Below are 17710 nucleotides of genomic sequence, written 5' to 3'. Positions count from 1 at the left end.
GGGAGCAGCGTCATGCATATCGTCAGCGATTTTCCCCGCCAGGTGCAGGAAGAGGAAGACTGGATCACGCTAGCCGATGGCTGTCGGCTGGGCATACGTATCTGGCGCCCGGTGGATGCCGAGAGCGATCCGGTACCGGCCATCCTCGAGTACCTGCCGTATCGCAAGCGCGACCTGACGGCGATGCGTGACGTCCAGACTCACGCCTATTGGGCCGGCCATGGCTATGCCGGGGTGCGGGTCGATATCCGTGGCAGCGGCGAATCGGACGGTGTGCTGACCGACGAATACCTGCAGCAGGAGCTGGACGACGGCGTGGAAATACTGCGCTGGCTGGGCCAGCAAGCGTGGTGTACCGGTGATGTAGGCATGATCGGCATCTCCTGGGGCGGCTTCAACGGCCTGCAGATCGCGGCACTGCAGCCGCCCGAGCTGAAGGCCATCATTACGCTGTGCTCCACCGACGATCGCTACGCCGATGATGTCCACCACATGGGGGGCTGCCTGCTGGGTGACAACCTGTCTTGGGCCTCTACCATGTTCGATGGCAATACCTGTCCACCTGATCCGCAGCTGGTCGGCGATCGCTGGCGGGACATGTGGCTGGAACGCCTGGAGCACAGCGGGCTGTGGCTGGCAACCTGGCTACGCCATCAGCGCCGCGATGACTACTGGAAGCATGGCTCGGTGTGCGAGGATTTCTCGCGCATTCGCTGCCCCGTCTATGCCGTCAGCGGCTGGGCGGATGGTTACTGCAATGCCGTGTTCCGGTTGCTGGCGGGGCTCGATGTGCCACGCAAGGGCCTGGTGGGCCCCTGGTCACACAAGTATCCGCACCTTGGCGTGCCAGGCCCGGCCATCGGCTTCCTGCAGGAATCGCTACGCTGGTGGGACCATTGGCTGAAGGGCAAGGATACGGGCATCATGGACGAGCCGATGCTGCGGGTGTGGATGCAGGATTCGGTGCCACCCTCGGCCCGCTATGACGAGCGGCCGGGCCGCTGGGTTGCCGAACCGAGTTGGCCATCGCCGCGTATCGAGGCGAGGTCTTTCTTCCTCACCAGCGGTCACGACCTGCTGCCTAGCACGGGGGGCACCGATGGCTGCAAGGTGGACGACGATTTGCCCCTCTCGGTGCGCTCACCACTGTCGGTTGGCCTGTATGCGGGGAAGTGGTGTTCCTACAATGCTCCCCCCGACCTGCCACACGATCAGCGTGACGAGGACGGTGGCTCGCTGATCTTCCAGACGGCGCGACTCGAACAAGACATCGAGATCTGTGGGCAGCCCGTCGTCGAGCTCGACATCGAAGCCGATCAGCCGGTAGCGATGGTGGCGGTCAGGCTCAGTGATATCGCGGATGACGACAAGGCCACGCGGATCTCCTATGGTCTGCTCAACCTGACCCATCGCGAGAGTGACGAATTTCCCGAGCAGCTGGAGCCCGGCAAGCGTTATCGGGTGCGTGTGGCGCTCAAGCATATTGCGCAGAAGTTTCCCGTGGGTAACGCCATACGACTCTCGCTCTCGACCAGCTATTGGCCGCTGGCCTGGCCGTCGCCGGTGCCCGTCAAGCTCACCGTTCATCCTGCCGGCAGCCGGCTCATCTTGCCGTGTCGTGAACCTCAGCCCCAGGAAGACGACGCGCTGCCCGCGTTCGATCCGCCGGAAGCCGCGCCACCGCTGGCGGTGACCCTGATACAGCCGAGCCAGGAAGCCTGGCGGGTGATACGCGACCTTGCCAGTGACAAAACCACACTCGAGGTCATCAATGACCAGGGCAGCTTCCGGATCGACGACATCGATCTGGAACTCTCGTCGCGCGTCGTGGAGCGCTACACCTATGCCTATGGCAACTATGACAGCCTGAGCGGCTGGACCGAGTGGGAGCGCAGTTTCCGGCGCGGGGACTGGATGGTACGCAGCGTGACCCGCACCTTGATGACCTCCAACGCCGAGAACTTTCGCCTGCGCGCTACGATGGATGCCTACGAGGGAGATAGTCGGGTGTTTTCCAAGAGTTGGGACGAGGAGATTCCGCGCGACCTGGTTTGAGTTCAACTGCTCGCCAAACTGGCGATCATCACCAGCTGACACCGGGTGGTCGAGAGATCGCCCGGTAATTCAGTGGTTATAGGTGGACTCGATTAGCGTTTTGCAGGGCTAGCGTAAACCCAGAAACGACAATACCACGAGTACGATTACCACCGCGCCGATGATCCATACGATATTGTTCATAAAACCTCCATGTGATTCGTCTTACTCTTCGGTATAGGAGCCGCTAATAGCAAAGCTGGCTGCTAGTGGCTCATGATCGATGTGCTATCCAAGGTGCCTGGCGCTGAATATTCGGAAAACAGCATCAATCCGAGGAACGCAAGAATGATGGTAATGGAGACGCTGGCATTCTTTAGTTCCATGGTAATTTCTATTTCCTGTCAATGTGTTGCATAAATCGTTGGCGCCCCATCCTCTGCGGCGCACAGTGCGACATCCTGTCTAGGCACTTCCCTCGCCTCACTCACATTGATAGTAAGCGAGATTCGCCACTCCGACTGTGCGCTGGCAAACACCAGAGCAATATTGGACTTCCCCCACTCCACTGGAGTGAGGGGCCAATACTGCTGATCGAGTGCTGAAAGCGCAGCGCTGAAACGCTCTATGCTAGAACGCCAAGGAAAACAGCATCCCGAGTAGCGCACAGCTGCCCAATACCGTGAGCATGCCGACCTTGAAACGAAAGATAGCGAGCATGGCCGCGGCGGAGAGCAGCAGGGCAAGCGGCTCGAGTGATGCCGGGTTCGGGATCAGCAGGCGAGCTCCCAGGGCGCGCCACTCCTCGACCTCGGCAAAGATCACGTGGAGCCCGAACCAGATCGCCAGGTTGAGGATCACGCCGACCACCGCCGCGGTGATGGCAGACAGCGCGGCACTGAGTGCGCGGTTGTCGCGCAGGCGCTCCACGTAGGGCGCGCCGAGGAAGATCCACAGGAAGCAGGGCACGAAGGTCACCCAGGTGGTAAGCACCGCCGCCAGGGTCGCCGCCAGCATGGGGTCGAGCCCAATGGCCTCACGGTAGGCTGCCATGAAACCGACGAACTGCACCACTTGGATCAGCGGTCCCGGGGTGGTCTCGGCCATGCCCAGGCCGTCGAGCATCTCTCCGGGCGCCAGCCAGGCGTAGTTCTGAACCGCTTCCTGGGTGACGTAGCCGAGAACCGCATAGGCGCCGCCAAAGGTCACCACCGCCATCTTGCTGAAGAAGGTGGCGATCTGGCTGAAGACGTTCTCGCTGCCCAGTATCAGCAACAGCAGCGCTACCGGCGTCAGCCACAGCAGCAGGAAGATGGCCGAGACGCGCAGCGACCAGCCGCGGTTGGGCCGCGCGTGGGCCGGCAGCCCCTCGCCGAGCAGCGAGTCGCGGTCGCTGAGCCCCTGGTCGTTGCCATTGCCATGGCCGCCGCCCACCTGAAAGGCCGTCATGCCGCGCTTGCCGCCCCAATAGCCCAGCAGCGCCGCACTCAGGATGATCAGCGGAAACGCCACCTCGAAAAAGAAGATGGCCACGAAGGCTGCCGCCGCCAGGCCCAGCATGATCCGATTCTTGAGTGCCCGCTTGCCGATCCGCACCACCGCATTGAGCACCACCGCCAGTACCGCGGCCTTGAGGCCGAAGAACAGCCCCTCCACCAGCCCCACGTTGCCCAGCGCCGCATACAGATAGCTCAGCGCGAGGATGGCGATGAAGCCGGGCAGTACGAACAGGCAGCCGGCGACCAGGCCGCCCTTGGTACGGTGCATCAGCCAGCCGATATAGATGGCCAACTGCTGGGCCTCCGGCCCCGGCAGCATCATGCAGTAGTTGAGGGCATGCAGAAAACGCCGCTCGCCGATCCACTGCTTCTCCTCGACCAGGATACGATGCATCACCGCGATCTGGCCGGCGGGACCGCCGAAGCTCAGCATGGCAATGCGTAGCCAGACCATCACGGCCTCACGAAAGGGAACCTGGTGGGGCGTCTCGATGGTAGGCGGCATGGCAAACTCTCGGCTGATGGCAGGAGGAAACGACGGCACAACGGGGCCCTATCCTCGATGTAGTCGCCGAGCTTGTCCAGTCATCGATGGCCAGTGCCCTGTTGCCTATCGCCAATGACGGTGCAGCAGCCAGTGGGCGCCAAGGCACATAGCCATGGGCAGTAACAGCCAGGCGCCGCCACCCAGCGATTTGGCGCGCCACATCAGCAGCAGCATGACCGCTCCCATCAGCACCAGGCAGATGGTCATCATCCAGTGGTGAAGGTGGTTCATTGGGCCTCTCCTTGCGGGGTTTCGCGGGTGAAGCGCCGCTTGAGCAGCAGCGAGTTGCCGATCACTGAGAGCGAGCTTGCGGTCATGGCGATCACGCCGATCATCGGGTGTAGCAGGCCGATGGCAGCAATGGGGATCGCCGCCACGTTATAGGCGCTGGCCCAGATCAGGTTCTGGACGATCTTGCCGTAGGTGGCGCGGGACAGGTGCATGGCGTCCACCACGGCGGTCAGTTCGCCGCGCACCAGGGTCACGTCGGCGGCTTCGATGGCCACGTCGGCGCCGGCACCGATGGCGATACCGACGTTGGCTTGGGTGAGGGCCGGGGCGTCGTTGATGCCGTCGCCGACCATCGCCACGTGGTTACCGTGGGTTTCCTGCAGCTTGCGGATGGCGTCGACCTTGCCTTCCGGCAGCACCCCGGCCTGAACCTCGTCGATGCCGACCTCGTCGGCCACGGCGCGGGCGGCGCGTTCGTTGTCGCCGGTGATCATCACCACATGCAGCCCCAGCTCATGCATGCCGCGGATGGCCTCGATCGATTCGTCCTTGAGGGTGTCGGCCACGGCTACCAGACCCAGCGCCTGGCCGTCGGCGGCGACGATCACCACGGTGCGGCCCTTGCCCTCGAGCTCGCTCATGGCGTCATCCAGTGCCTCGAGGCCCTGCACGCCTTCCTCTTCCAGCAGTCGACGATTACCGATCAGCACGCTCTCCTCGCCGACCTTACCCGAGACGCCGCGTGCCCCGGTGGAACGGAACTCGCTGACCTCGTCGGGTTTCACGTCGCGCTGCTTTGCCCCATCCACGATGGCCCGGGCGATGGGGTGCTCCGAGGCGTTCTCCACGCTCGCCGCCAGGGTCAGCAGGCGTGTCTCGTCGACGCCCTCGGCGGTGACCGCCTCGGTGAGCTCGGGCTCGCCGCGGGTGATGGTGCCGGTCTTGTCGAGGACCATCACCTTGACGTCCTTGAAGGTCTGGATCGCTTCGCCGGAGCGGATCAGGATGCCGCGCTCGGCGCCGATGCCCGAGCCCACCATCAGCGCGGTGGGCGTGGCCAGGCCCAGGGCGCAGGGGCAGGCGATGACCAGCACCGCAATGGCGGCGAGGATGGCAAGTATCGGCGTGGCGGCTTCGGGGTTCACCCACGGCAGGAAGGTCGCGCCCCAGTCGAGAACGGGGCGCAGGAGGTCGGGCAGCAGCAGCCAGACGATCAGGCTGGCCAGGGCGATCAACAGCACCACCGGCACGAAACGGCCGGTCATGCGGTCGGCAAACTCCTGGATCGGCACCCGTGAGCCCTGGGCCTGGTCGATCAGCTTGACCACCTGTGACAGGAAGGTATCGCCGCCAACGCGGGTCGCCTTGACCCGCAAGCGCCCCTCCTTGTTGATCGTGGCGCCGATCACGCTGTCGCCGTTGCTCTTGTAGACGGGGATCGACTCGCCGGTGGCGATCGACTCGTCGATATGGCTCTCGCCCTCGACTACTTCGCCGTCGGTGGGGATCTTGTCGCCGGGACGCACGATCATGATGTCGCCGATGGTCAGCTCCTTCACCGGCACCTCGACCTCCTCGCCGTCGCGCTCTACCCGCGCCGTCTTGGCGCCCAGGGTCAGCAGGCGGCGAATGGCCTGGGACGCGCGCCCCTTGGCCAGGGCTTCCAGGTAACGCCCGAGCAGATGGAAGGTCATGATGGTGGCGGCCATCTCGATGAAAGAGGTCATCGGGTAGACGAAGCCAATCAGGCCGATCAGGTAGGGCGGCAGGCTGCCCATGGAGATCAGCACGTCCATATTGAAGGTGCCGTTCTTGAGCGAGCGCCAGGTCGACTTGTGGGTGGCGATGCCGCCGTAGAGAAACACCACCGGGAAGGCCAGCAGTGCCACGATCGCCAGATAGCCGGGTATCGGCTGCCAGAACATGTGCGGCATCATCAGCAGCATGATCAGGGTGGTGGGCACCGCGGCGATGATCAGCCGCTTGCGGGCCTGGGAAAGGTAGGCTTCCTCGATCTCGGCGTCGCTGTCGCCGTCCTCTGCCTCGTCAGTCTGCACGGCGGCGACATCGTAGCCTGCCCCTTCCACGGCGTTCTTGAGCGTGTCGCCATCGAGGTCGCCGGTAACGGTGACCGAGACACGGTGATTGGCGATATTGGTGTCGATCGACTCGACGCCCGACAGGCGTTCGAGCGTCTTGCGCACGATGCCAGCACAGTGGTCTGAGCCCATGCCGGGCACCGTCAGGCGAATCTGCTGCTTGCCGCTCCCGCCGCTGACGGCGGCCACGTCATAGCCGGCGCCCTCCACGGCGCCTTTCAGTGCCTCTCCATCGGGGCCGTCGTCGTCGATGGTCACGCTGACCCGATGGTTGGCGATATTGGTATCGATCTCGCCCACGCCGTCGAGGCGCTGGAGCGTCTTGCGCACGATGCCGGCACAGTGGTCACTGCCCATGCCGGGCACTGTCAGGGTAATCGTCTTCGCGGTCGTATCGGTCATCGCATGCCTCCTGCGAGCGGGGCCGAAGGGGCGGCCAGCGGGTGGCCGCCGGAACATCCTGGCGCTGCTATCAACGCGGTTCAGTGATGGGCGTCGTGGTCGTCGGGATCGGCGCCGCCCTCGGGGGTGGCCTGCTCGAGCTGTTGGCGCTGCTCGTCGCTCATCAGGTCATGCATGGCGTTTCGCATGCGCACCATCTCGGCCATCATTTCACCGTGCAGCTCGGCCATCTGGCCGTGTAGCGCCTGGACCTCATCAGGGTCGGGGCGCTCGCCGTGCATCTCGGCCATCAGGTCGTCGCGCAGGTTCATCAACTGCCCCATGCGCTCGAACTGGGCAGGGCGGTGCTCCTGCATCAGCTCGCGCATCTCGCTGCGCTGCTCATCGTCGAGCATCGACATCATGCTCATGCCGGCGGCTCCGCCCATCATCGGGCAGGGCATCATGCCGCCACCCATCATGCCCTTCATCATGCCGGGGCCCATGCCGCCCTGGCTGCCGCCCATCATCCCTTCCATCATGCCGGAGCCCATGCCGCTCTGGCTGCCGCCCATCATTTGCCCCATCATGCCGGGGCTCATGCCGCCCTGGTCGCCCCCCATCATGCCTCCCATCATGGAGCGTCCTTGGCCTTCTCGGTCGCCCATCATCCCCTGGGCGAAGGCAATGCCGGTACCACTGGCAGCGAGTGCCACGGCGAGTGCGAGTGTCAACGTCTGCTTGCGAAGCTTCATGTTCATTCTCCCGTCGGGCGAGAGGCCCGATTGATGGTCATCGTCTACATTCTGCGAGCTGTGTGGGGCACGCAGGTCAATGCCGTTTCATCATCACCAACGCTGCGCGATCCTCGAGACCTGAACCGCTGAGTGAGCAGGCAGATCGCACTGGGCGGGACAGGGCAACAGTCCGAGCCGGGTTGTTTCTGAGCATGTCGCGGGTTTGGCTAGGTCCATGGCGCAAGGCTCGACTGACAGGGTGGTGGAATCACCCTAGTTCAACGTCGCAACCTTTCCATTGATGCAGATCAAGGGCGCCTCGATGGTCAACCTGCGTGCAGGACGCTGGTTGCGGGCCTGATCGGGCCGGGTCAGAATTGGCCAGGTCCACTGGATCTATCGCCACCTTCGAGCGTTTTCCTCGCGTCTGACCCCTCTTACCTCATGGCACGGTGGTGATCGATTCGCACTGCCACCTCATCGAGCGCGAAGAACCGGGCGTGACGGCGACACTTCGCGCGAGTGGATCCTGCCATGTCGTAGCTTGGCGCCGTGCGGTGGCGTTGCGTCGCGCTATCCCCAGCTGATGAGAGATGAGGAAGAGATGTCATGACCCATTGTCGCTGGCCACTTGCCGTGGCCGTGCTGTTGACCCTGATGGTGGGCTGCTCCCGTGATTCGGGTGATATCAGCCTCGAGCAGCTACGAGGTCAGACGCATATACACGGCCTGGCCTTTGATCGATCGGATAGCGAACGGCTGTGGCTGGCCACCCACCATGGTTTCTATGCTGTGGATCGCGATGGCATGGCTCGCCGGGTGTCGGAGGAGACCCATGACTTCATGGGCTTCACGCCGCACCCCACTGACGCCGAGACCTTCTTCGCCAGCGGCCATCCGGCCCGGGGCGGCAATCTTGGCGTGGTAGTCTCCAGCGATGGGGGTAAACACTGGGAGCAGCGCTCGCCCGGCGCCGATGGCCCGGTGGACTTCCATCAGCTCACCGTCAGCGAGGCCATCCCCGACGTGCTCTACGGAGCCTATGCCGGTCAGCTTCAGCTCAGCCAGGACGGTGGTTCCAGCTGGCAGATCCGCGCCCAGGCGCCCGCCGGGCTGATGGCCCTGGCGGCCTCGAGTCGAGATCCCGAGCAGCTCTATGCGGCCACTCAGACGGGGCTGTTGATGAGCCCGGACGGCGGCGAGCGCTGGCGTCAGATTCACGCCGAGCGTCGTCCCACGAGCCTGGTGGTGGCGAGCCAGGGAGAGCTTTACGCCTTCATGCTGGGAGTCGGCTTAGTGAAAGGGCCGGAGGGCAGCCGCGACTGGGAGGTGGTCAAGGCTGACTGGGGTGAGCGCTACTTGCTGCACCTGGCGGTGGATCCGAATGATGCCCAGCGGTTGGTAGCGTCAGATGATGAGGGGCGCCTGTTGCTCAGCGCCAATGGCGGGCGTGACTGGTCGCACCTCGAGTGATCCAGGAGCAAGAGCATGCTGGATTACCTCGCTAGATGACGCCTCGGACTAGACGCCGCCGACCCTGGCGACGGCTGCTGCTGGTGATGGGCATTGCCCACCTGGTGGGCCTGGCCTCGTCACTGGACGCAATGATGTCGAGCCGTACTTCCCAAGGCGCCGTGGCCTGGATCGTCTCCCTCAACACGCTGCCCTATGTGGCGGTGCCGGCCTACTGGGTGTTCGGACGGACGAAGTTTCAAGGCTATGTGTCTTCTCGCCGTGACGAGGATTCTGCCTTGGGGCGAGCTCTCGCCGACAAGTTGGTGGAGTTGCGATCGCATACGGTCTCGGCGGCGCACTCGGACAAGCATCTGGTGGGCGTCGAGGAGTTGGCCAAGTTGCCGTTTCTAGGTGGCAATCGTGTCGATCTTCTCATCGATGGCGAGGCGACCTTCGAGAGCTTGTTTGCCGGCATTGAATCCGCCGAGCGCTATCTGCTGGTGCAGTTCTACATCGTACGGGCAGACGCGGTGGGCATGGCGTTGCAGGCTCGGCTGATCGAAAAAGCGCGCGAAGGGGTGGAGGTGTTCTTCCTCTACGATGAGATCGGCAGCTATGCCCTGCCGGGCCGCTATCTAAAGGCGTTGGAGGCGGCAGGAGTGCGCGTGCATCGCTTTCACTCCACACGCGGCCCCGGTAACCGTTTCCAGCTCAATTTCCGCAATCATCGCAAGATCGTGGTGGCCGACGGTGCCCGAGCCTGGGTCGGGGGCTTCAACGTTGGCAACGAGTATCTGGAGGGCCACCCGCGCATCGGCCCCTGGCGTGATACCCACCTGATGATCGAAGGGCCGGCGGCCCTGGCGCTGCAACTGGTGTTTCTCGAGGACTGGCACTGGGCCACCGAGGAGTTGCCCGATCTACCCTGGTCGCCGGTCGTCCCCAGCCACCACGGGGCCACGGTGTTGATCCTGCCGACAGGCCCCGCGGATCGCTTCGAAACCGCCAGCCTGATGATTCAGCAGGCGATTCACGCCGCACATCAGCGTATCTGGATCTCCAGCCCCTACTTCGTGCCCGACGAGGGAGTACAGGCGATGCTCAAGCTCGCCGCCCTGAGCGGTGTCGACGTGCGGATACTGATCCCTGAGCGTCCCGACAACCCCTTGACCTATTTCGCCGCCTACGCCTTTCTGGACTCGCTACTCGAGGCGGGCGTTGGGGTCTATCGCTACGAGGAGGGATTCTTGCATGGCAAGTCCTTTCTGGTGGACGACATCGGTGCGGCGGTGGGCACCGTGAATCTCGACAATCGCTCTTTTCGTCTCAATTTTGAGGTGACGGCAATGGTGATGGACTCAGGCTTTGCCGCCGAAGTGGAAGCGATGTTCGAGGACGACTTCGCTCGGTCGAGGCTCATGCAGGCAGAGGAGATCGACGAACTCCCGCTGTGGCATCGGGTGGCGGCGCGGGGTGCGTACCTCCTCGCGCCGCTGCTGTGAGCCGGGCATGACCATGACCAGCGTCGATGTCGTGTCGACCTTGGGGCGGCACTGAGGTTGATGGGCCGCTAAGCGCCATGAAATACTCTTCCGACCACCATCCGTTCCAGCAATTGAGCTCGATCCATGCGGCGTCTCCTTATTTCCTGGCTGCTGTGTTTACCGTTGGCATTCGCCATGGTGTCGGGGCCGGCTGCGGCGACGGATGGCCCTGGTGCAGACGCTAGCTGCCCCATCCAGCACGAGCCATCGGTCGAGCTGCTATCCACCCTTGACGTATCGCTAATGACGGATGACGTGCAGGACGATAGCGGTGGCACCGGCTGCGTGACCTCCTGCGTCAATCTCTCCGCCGGGGCCTCACCCAACCCCGGTTTGCATCCCCCCTCCAGCGAAGCGCTGCATGCGCCTGCCGCTGTGTGGCTATCCACATCCCCTGAACGTCTCGAGCGTCCTCCTCGCGTCTGACTCGCTGTTGATTCGCGGCTCGTCCACACGGCGAGCCAATCTTCACGAGAGACGAGAGGTTATCCATGACCTATTGCAACGGTTGGCACGCCACCCGGCGGGTGGCAGTGCGGACAGCGTTTACGGCCGATGACGGCAAGCCGCGGGGGGGCGTCTGATGGACTATCCCAATATCGATCCAGTGGCGATCTCGCTAGGGCCACTGCAGGTCCACTGGTATGGCTTGATGTACGTGGTGGGCTTTGTGGCGGCCTGGTGGCTGGGGCGCCGGCGCGCCCACCGGGTGGGGCTGAGCCAGGATGCCATCGGTGACCTGGTGTTCTATGCAGCGCTCGGGGTGGTGATCGGGGGACGCTTTGGCTACGCCCTGTTCTACGGCCTCGACCGGCTGTTAGCCGACCCGCTGTGGCTGTTCATGCTCTGGGACGGCGGCATGAGTTTCCATGGCGGCCTGCTTGGCGTGCTGGTGGCGGCCCTGCTGTTCGCGCGCAAGCATCGGCTCGGCTACTTCCAGCTCACCGACTTTATCGCACCCCTGGTGCCGATCGGCCTGGGGGCGGGCAGGATCGGTAATTTCATCAACCACGAGCTGCCCGGTCGCGTCAGCGAGCTGCCCTGGGCCATGCCCTTTCCCCATATGGGGCCCGAGCCACGTCACCCTTCGGCGCTCTATGAATTCGCCCTGGAAGGGGTGGTGCTGTTTGCCGTGCTGTGGTGGCTATCGGCTAAGCCGCGGCGGAGAGGCTTGATCTCCGGCCTGTTCCTGCTGCTGTACGGCGTGTTCCGCTTCGCCGTGGAGTTCGTGCGGCTGCCGGACGAGCATATCGGCTTTATCGCCTTTGGCTGGGTCACCATGGGCATGCTGCTGACCGCGCCGATGATCGTCGCGGGTATAGCGCTGATGGCATGGTCGCGTCGGCAGCCGATCGACGCGACGCGTGACCAGCGGCGTTGAGCATGGCCCTGTCGGGTTCGGGCCGAGGCATCCGGTGCGGTTAGCGCGATGCCCCGGCTCGGAGGGGGGAGATCAGTCGCCGCTGAGCAGCTCGAGGCCGCGGCGGGCCAGCTGTACGGGGCGCGACTCGCTGATGGTCCAGGCGGCCATCGAACCATCGTACATGGCGACATCGTCGAAACCGGCGATTTCGCTGAGCACGAACCAGTCGGTGGCGGCCCAGTGGCCGGTATTGCAGAACGCAATGGTGCGCTCATCGCGGTTCAGCTCGGCCGCGTTGATGCGCGCGTCCAGCCCGTCGGTATCCAGGTAGTAGGCACCGTTACGGTCATTCATGTGGCTCTGGTGCGGCAGGTTGCGAGCGCCGGGTATGGTGCCGGCCTCACGTACCGCGGGAGACGTCGTTTCGCCGGTGAAATAGTCCGACGGCCGGGCGTCTACCAGTTGGGTCTGGCGCTGGCGTGCCTCTTCCACCTGTTCGGTGGTGGCGATCAGTTCTTCGCGAAGCTCTGCGCTGAAGGTTGCCGCCTCGACGCTGGGCGTCGGGCCGCTGGCCACCTCGCGATCCTGCTGCTGCCAGCCGGCGAAGCCGCCGTCGAGGATCGCCACCTGGTCGTGGCCGAGGATCTTGAAGGTCCAGTAGATGCGCGCGGCAGTGCCGAAGTCGGTGGGGCCGGTACCGGCGGGGGCGATCACCACGCGGTTGTCATTGCTGATGCCGAGTTCGCCGATCAGCTGCTCGAGCTCCTCGACGGCGGGCATCAGGCCGGCCACGTCATTGCGGCTCTCGCGCCAGCCGTCTTCGCCGTAGCGGGTGTGGCGGCTGCCGGGAATATGCGCGGCTTCAAACGCTTCGTGGCCGCCGCCGCCGTCGATATCGGAGCGCACGTCGAGCACTACCAGGTCGTCGTCAGCGAGATGCTGCTCGAGCCAGTCGGCATCGACCAACGGGCTGAGACCGCTGGCGTGAACCTGTGCTGAAAACCACAGGGTGGCAAGTGTCAGGATAAGCGTGCGGAACATGGCGAGTACCTCCAGGCATGGGGTGACTTGCCCGCCGCCAGTGGCCGCGGGCATGGCGCAGCGTATCAGCCCTGCCAGGCGTGGCTGGCAAAGGCGTCATCCAGGTCAGGATGGTTGACGTGGTTGGCGTAGTTGGAGAGAGTCTTCACCGCCAGCGCCAATACAATCTGTAGCACCTGCTGCTCCTCGAAGCCAGCGTCGAGGAAGGCCTTGACGTCGGCATCGTTGGGCTTGCCGCGAGTCTCGAACATGACCCGTGTGAAGGCGCTGAGGGCCGCCAGGCGCTGATCGGGGATCGGCTGGTCGGTGCGGATGGCCTCGAGCACATCGGCCGGCACCTGGGACATCTTGTCGGCCAGCATGCTGTGTGCCGACATGCAGTAGCCGCAGCCGTTGAGACGGCTGATGGTCAGAAACACCACTTCCTGTTCGGGCGGTGCGAAACCCGACGCCTCACGGAACAGCTCATAGCCGTGCAGATAGGTGCTAAGAACGCCGGGCGCCTTGGCCATACCTTCATACATGTGCGGCACGAAGCCCAATTTGGCATTGGCTTTCTCGAGCAGAGGGCGCGCCTGGTCGTCGGCGTTGTCGAGGGTCTGGGGGGCAAGCTGCATCTTGTAGTCTGCAGACATGGGTATGACTCCTTTCAGTCGATGGCACGGGTCGTGCCATATGTGGATCGATTAGTTCAAAAATAGCGGCACTAAGAAGTGTGTTCTTCCGCTAGGTCTATCGCTGAATAGCCGCTAGTGAAGCGGCTCCAGAAAGAGTCGAGCGGCCGCTTCGGTGGTGGCCCGATCACTCGTCGATTTGAGCAGGGTGCGTAGCCCGGCCATGCCCATCGTCAGGTAGGTAGCCAGCGCCCTGGCGTCGCGCTGGGCGTCGATATCCCCCTGCTGCTGGGCCGAGACGACCGCTTGCTGAAACAGCGCAGTGATGGCGTTGAGGCTGCGTCTGGCCTCTTCCGCGGCCAGGCCTTCTCGCTGTCCCAGCTCGCTGGCGGAGTTGAAGATCAGGCAGCCCAGCGCGGCGCGCTCGCTGCCCGCCTCGGCGGCGGTGTCGACGAACAGCCCTTCGATGAAGGCCCGGGCAGAGGGAGCGGCGGCCAGGCGGCGCTCGAGGCGGCTGAGCAAATTAGCCCGATAGCGACGCAGCGCCTCGAGGAACAGCTGCTCCTTGTTGCCGTAGGCCTGGTAGAGGCTGCTGCGCGAGATCTGCATGGCGTCGAGCAGGTCGCGTGTCGAAGCACTGTCGTAGCCTCGTGACCAGAACACCTGCATAGCGGCGCTGGTCGCTTGGTCGGGGCTGAAGGCTATGGGGCGTCCGCGTGTCATATTGGTAATTTAGTACCGATCGGTCCATATTTCAAGAGGTGCACGGCGCCAGGACATTGCAACGCACTGTAAGGATCCGGGCATGGCGCTGACCAAGCGGGTATGGCGTCACAAGCGACTTGGCTGTCTATGCCCGTTTGTCGCCGAGTGTAGCGCCATGCTGCAGCGGCAGACGCAGCCGTTGCTCATCCGTGATCGAGGAGGTCAAACAATGACAATACAAGACGAGAAGCGTCGCACTCTGCTGAGTCGACTCAGCCGTCAGCTTGGCTATACCGCGCCGGCACTGCTCTTGGTAGCAAGTGGTTCGGCGTTTCAAGCGGTGGCCGGCGAGACGCCCGATGGCAGTGCCTATACCAGCGGCAAGGAAGCACCCTTGATGCTGGCAGAGGCGCATGCCGAAGGCGAGGGGGAAGCCGAAGCCGAAGGGGAAGCCGAAGCCGAGGGAGAAGCCGAAGGGGAAGCCGAGGCGGGTGACCACGACAGATCCGCGGTCGAGCGCCCCGAGGGTTACACCCCGGGCTATGACGAGTCGGGTGATAACCCCGCCGAGCTGATCGCTCGAGGCGAGGCGCTGTTCAACGACACCTCGCTGAGTACCAATGGCCTCTCCTGTGCCAGCTGCCACGGTGCCGATGGCTTGTCGGGCTATCAGGACACGTTCAACGACCCTTACCCCCATGAGGTCGCCATGGGCATGGACATGTTCTCCATGGAGCGCGTGCATGCCGACGAGATGGTCCAGCTCTGCATGATCGCTCCGATGGAGGCCGAGCCGCTGGACTGGGAGTCGCAAGAGCTGGCGGCACTATCGGCCTACGTGGTCGATGCTCAGCAGCGCTTCGCCGGCAACAGCACAGGGCACAACTGCGATACCTGACGCCATGCATGAAGGGGAAGGCAGGCGCCTTCCCTTTCATCGCCGCCCCCGTCGCGAGGCCGTCTGACATCTGGGCTTGTAAGGACCGACGTGTGGCGACGACACAGTGAGCAGGATGCAGGTAGTGCATGACATAGCGACGTAGCCAAATGAGGGCAGCGCGATGACGGAGCAGAGTTCGCCGCAACGGCGGTTTTGGCTGGGCGGCAAGCGGGCCGACGAGCAGGATCGTTTCTTTCGCGAGGCGCTGGAGCCGCTGGGCTGGCAGCAGGGTGACGAAGACCACTGGGAGGCCGCCTGGATCACCGGGATGCCAGACGCCAAGCAGTTTCGCCGGGTATCACCGCGGCGTCGTATGAATCATTTCCCGGGCAACGCGGCGCTAACGGTCAAAAGCCGCCTGCATGCGAGCCTGGCGACGCTGCGCCAGCGCATCCAGGAGAGTCACGGCGCCGACAGTGAGTGGGCCGAGCGCCTGGCATTCTTCCCGCGCGCGTACGTCATGCCTCACGACTACCATGCGCTGCAGGCCGCTGCGCGAGAGGCGCCGCCGCAGCGCTGGATCCTCAAACCCACCAATGCCTCCAAGGGCAAGGGGGTGCGGGTATTGCAGAAAGTGGCAGAGGCGCCGCTGATGCCGGACTGGCTGGTACAGGAGTACCTGGGCAACCCGCACACCATCCGCGGCCACAAGTATGTGCTGCGACTCTACGTACTGATCTCGTCACTCGAACCACTGCGCGTATACCTCTATCACCAGGGCTTCGCCAAGCTGGCCTCCGAACCCTGGGACCCCGACGATGCCGACAATCCCTTTAGCCAGCTGACTAACCCGGACATCAATGCGCTCAACACCGAGGCCGAGGTGGCGGTCGAGTTCATCGACCTCGAGCGCTATCGCCACTGGCTGCGCGAGCAGGGCCACGATGATGCGTCTCTGTTTGCCAAGATCGAGGATCTGGTTGCCTTGACCGTCATCTCGGCGCTCGACGCCATGCAGCAGCGCACCGCCCAGGCCAGCGCCGACCCGCGCGGCTGCTATGAGCTGCTGGGGCTGGACTGCCTGGTGGACGATAACCTCAAGCCGTGGATTCTGGAGTGCAACCTGAGCCCTTCGCTCGGCACCTTTGCCGCGCCGGAGAGCGGCGGTGTGATCGAGGAGGAGGTCAAGGGTAGCCTGGTGAGAGATATGCTCACGCTGCTCGGGGTTGCCGAGCCCGCCTCGGCCAGCGGTGAGGGCCACGCCTCGCTGCTGGCCGAGGCGCAGGCGGAACAGCGCCGTGCCGGTGGCTTTCGGCGCCTGCTGCCGGCCAGCGAGCCCGAACGCTACCTGCCCTATTTTTCGCTGCCGGGGGCAGCCGACCTTGCATTGGCCGACGCGATGAGCGGCACGCGGGTGGCCCGGCCGCAGCTGATGCGCCGCCATGTGGCAGAGCTGTTCGACGACGATCAGCTGGCGCTGTATGCCACTCATACCCACCGCTATTACCGGCCCAACGACAGCGCGGCCCTGATCTGGCTACTGGCCAGCGAGGGACTCGATCCCGACAGCATTGCCGACGAGCTGGCTCGCTCCGCAGGTGCTGCCGATGTGAATCACGCAGCGTTGCGTGATGAGGTCTGGGCCAGCCTGGCAGGCTGGTGCCGCGAAGGGTTGCTGTGTCAGCGCGGTGCGCCGGAGTCAGCAGACACAGTGGCCGTTGCGGTGCCGGCACCCGCGGCGCATGGCGAGTCCCAGGCATTGCAGTTGGGCTTCGATAGCAAGCAGTGGGCGCTGCATGTCCACCATGCGCCCGCCCGCGACACCCTGACGGCGCTGTTCGCTGGCGCGCTGGTGCCGCTCAGCGATGCCTCGGCGCTGCGCTTGCCGCGCCTCGATGTGCTCAAGCAGGCCGCGGGTTACAGCCTGGCCGCCAGCGGTGAAATCTTCGCCGGGCGGCTGACGCTGGCTCAGCTTGGGCCGGCACTGCTGAGTTACCTGATGCGCCAGGCCTGCCTGCCGGATCGCCTGGTGCTCGACGCGGGCCTGCTGATCACGCCGCGTGGCACCGGCGTGCTGTGTCTGTTTCCCATCGTCGAAGGTGCCGAGGTGGCACAGCAGTTGGTCTCGGCAACCGATGGCGTGCTGTCGCGCGGTGTACGCCTGACTCTCGGCGCGACGCCGCGGGTCGAGCCGCTCGGCTTGCCGATCCCCGACATCATCAGCCCTGGGCTGGTAAGCGTGCCCGAGTCCATCGCCCTCGAGGCTGTGCTATGCCGCGGCGGGGACGGCGACACTCGCGAGCTGAATGAGATCTCTGTCCTCGACGCGCTTGGCGACCTGCTGCCCTGCGGCGTCTTCGACGACGAGGCACCGGTCGACGCGGATAGCGTGGTGGCTCTCCATGCGTGGTTAAACGGGCTCTCGCGTCGCGCCTTCGGGCAGCAGATGCCGGCGTTCACGGCGCTGTCGCATTGGCTCAACGAACTCGAAGGACTCACCGAGCAGAAGGCGCCGACGTCTCAGGATGGTGGCGCCCTACGGGCGTCAACCCTATAGGTTGTCGCCGCTGCATGGCGGCA

At 64.3% G+C, this 17710-nt stretch carries 12 protein-coding genes; 6 read left to right on the top strand and 6 right to left on the bottom strand.

Translation table 11 applies throughout. The features are described 5' to 3' along the window. The first annotated feature begins 12 nt into the window (after positions 1-12). Positions 13-2055 carry a peptidase S15 gene (locus BWR19_13675; protein APX93901.1) on the top strand — a complete coding sequence of 681 codons (2043 nt, stop codon included), beginning with the start codon at positions 13-15 and terminating at the stop codon, positions 2053-2055. Between the two features lie 609 nt (positions 2056-2664). Here BWR19_13675 and BWR19_13670 read toward each other — a convergent pair. The 3 genes from BWR19_13670 to BWR19_13660 all read right to left on the bottom strand — a co-directional run bounded on the left by BWR19_13670 (position 2665) and on the right by BWR19_13660 (position 7546). Continuing rightward, the gene (locus BWR19_13670; GenBank protein APX93900.1) at positions 2665-4038 is read right to left on the bottom strand and encodes a chromate transporter; all 1374 of its coding nucleotides are present in this window, start codon (positions 4036-4038) and stop codon (positions 2665-2667) included. Positions 4039-4307: 269 nt separating this feature from the next. Beyond that, positions 4308-6812 carry an ATPase gene (locus tag BWR19_13665; GenBank protein APX93899.1) on the bottom strand — a complete coding sequence of 835 codons (2505 nt, stop codon included), beginning with the start codon at positions 6810-6812 and terminating at the stop codon, positions 4308-4310. A gap of 80 nt (positions 6813-6892) precedes the next feature. After that, the gene (locus BWR19_13660; GenBank protein ID APX93898.1) at positions 6893-7546 is read right to left on the bottom strand and encodes a hypothetical protein; all 654 of its coding nucleotides are present in this window, start codon (positions 7544-7546) and stop codon (positions 6893-6895) included. Positions 7547-8137: 591 nt separating this feature from the next. Here BWR19_13660 and BWR19_13655 point away from each other — a divergent pair. From BWR19_13655 to BWR19_13645, 3 genes are all read left to right on the top strand, one after another. Further along, a complete protein-coding gene (locus BWR19_13655; GenBank protein ID APX93897.1) occupies positions 8138-9001 on the top strand; it encodes a hypothetical protein in 864 nt (287 codons plus the stop codon). A gap of 35 nt (positions 9002-9036) precedes the next feature. Continuing rightward, positions 9037-10485, top strand: a complete 1449-nt coding sequence (locus BWR19_13650) for a cardiolipin synthase (GenBank protein APX93896.1) — start codon at positions 9037-9039, stop codon at positions 10483-10485. 622 nt (positions 10486-11107) lie between these two features. Further along, positions 11108-11908: a prolipoprotein diacylglyceryl transferase gene (locus tag BWR19_13645; protein ID APX93895.1), complete on the top strand. Its 801-nt coding sequence runs from the start codon at positions 11108-11110 to the stop codon at positions 11906-11908. Between the two features lie 72 nt (positions 11909-11980). Here the strand turns inward: BWR19_13645 and BWR19_13640 are convergent, their stop codons facing one another. From BWR19_13640 to BWR19_13630, 3 genes are all read right to left on the bottom strand, one after another. After that, complete coding sequence (locus BWR19_13640; GenBank protein APX93894.1) at positions 11981-12931, bottom strand: sulfurtransferase; 951 nt, start codon at positions 12929-12931, stop codon at positions 11981-11983. Positions 12932-12996: 65 nt separating this feature from the next. Further along, positions 12997-13566 (bottom strand): alkylhydroperoxidase, encoded by a 570-nt coding sequence (locus BWR19_13635; GenBank protein APX93893.1) that lies wholly within the window; start codon positions 13564-13566, stop codon positions 12997-12999. A 114-nt stretch (positions 13567-13680) separates the two neighbouring features. Continuing rightward, the gene (locus tag BWR19_13630) at positions 13681-14268 is read right to left on the bottom strand and encodes a hypothetical protein (GenBank protein ID APX93892.1); all 588 of its coding nucleotides are present in this window, start codon (positions 14266-14268) and stop codon (positions 13681-13683) included. 211 nt (positions 14269-14479) lie between these two features. Here BWR19_13630 and BWR19_13625 point away from each other — a divergent pair, with 211 nt between their 5' ends. Both BWR19_13625 and BWR19_13620 read left to right on the top strand, forming a co-directional pair. Continuing rightward, positions 14480-15148 carry a hypothetical protein gene (locus BWR19_13625; protein APX93891.1) on the top strand — a complete coding sequence of 223 codons (669 nt, stop codon included), beginning with the start codon at positions 14480-14482 and terminating at the stop codon, positions 15146-15148. Between the two features lie 163 nt (positions 15149-15311). Then, entirely contained in the window at positions 15312-17687 is a 2376-nt protein-coding gene (locus tag BWR19_13620) for a hypothetical protein (protein ID APX93890.1), read from the top strand. The last annotated feature ends 23 nt before the right edge of the window (positions 17688-17710 follow it).

It is taken from the genome of Halomonas sp. 1513, assembly GCA_001971685.1.
Classification (GTDB): Bacteria; Pseudomonadota; Gammaproteobacteria; order Pseudomonadales; family Halomonadaceae; genus Franzmannia.
The sequence above is the reverse complement of the archived record's forward strand: the minus strand, read 5'-3'. Positions and strand labels throughout refer to the sequence as shown.

What these genes read in the sequence shown, in the direction of transcription:
- BWR19_13675 (APX93901.1), top strand. Translation starts at nt 13, where the DNA reads ATGCATATCGTCAGCGATTTTCCCCGCCAGGTGCAGGAAGAGGAAGAC.
- BWR19_13670 (APX93900.1), bottom strand. Translation starts at nt 4,038, where the DNA reads ATGCCGCCTACCATCGAGACGCCCCACCAGGTTCCCTTTCGTGAGGCC.
- BWR19_13665 (APX93899.1), bottom strand. Translation starts at nt 6,812, where the DNA reads ATGACCGATACGACCGCGAAGACGATTACCCTGACAGTGCCCGGCATG.
- BWR19_13660 (APX93898.1), bottom strand. Translation starts at nt 7,546, where the DNA reads ATGAAGCTTCGCAAGCAGACGTTGACACTCGCACTCGCCGTGGCACTC.
- BWR19_13655 (APX93897.1), top strand. Translation starts at nt 8,138, where the DNA reads ATGACCCATTGTCGCTGGCCACTTGCCGTGGCCGTGCTGTTGACCCTG.
- BWR19_13650 (APX93896.1), top strand. Translation starts at nt 9,037, where the DNA reads ATGACGCCTCGGACTAGACGCCGCCGACCCTGGCGACGGCTGCTGCTG.
- BWR19_13640 (APX93894.1), bottom strand. Translation starts at nt 12,931, where the DNA reads ATGTTCCGCACGCTTATCCTGACACTTGCCACCCTGTGGTTTTCAGCA.
- BWR19_13635 (APX93893.1), bottom strand. Translation starts at nt 13,566, where the DNA reads ATGTCTGCAGACTACAAGATGCAGCTTGCCCCCCAGACCCTCGACAAC.
- BWR19_13630 (APX93892.1), bottom strand. Translation starts at nt 14,268, where the DNA reads ATGACACGCGGACGCCCCATAGCCTTCAGCCCCGACCAAGCGACCAGC.
- BWR19_13625 (APX93891.1), top strand. Translation starts at nt 14,480, where the DNA reads ATGACAATACAAGACGAGAAGCGTCGCACTCTGCTGAGTCGACTCAGC.
- BWR19_13620 (APX93890.1), top strand. Translation starts at nt 15,312, where the DNA reads ATGACGGAGCAGAGTTCGCCGCAACGGCGGTTTTGGCTGGGCGGCAAG.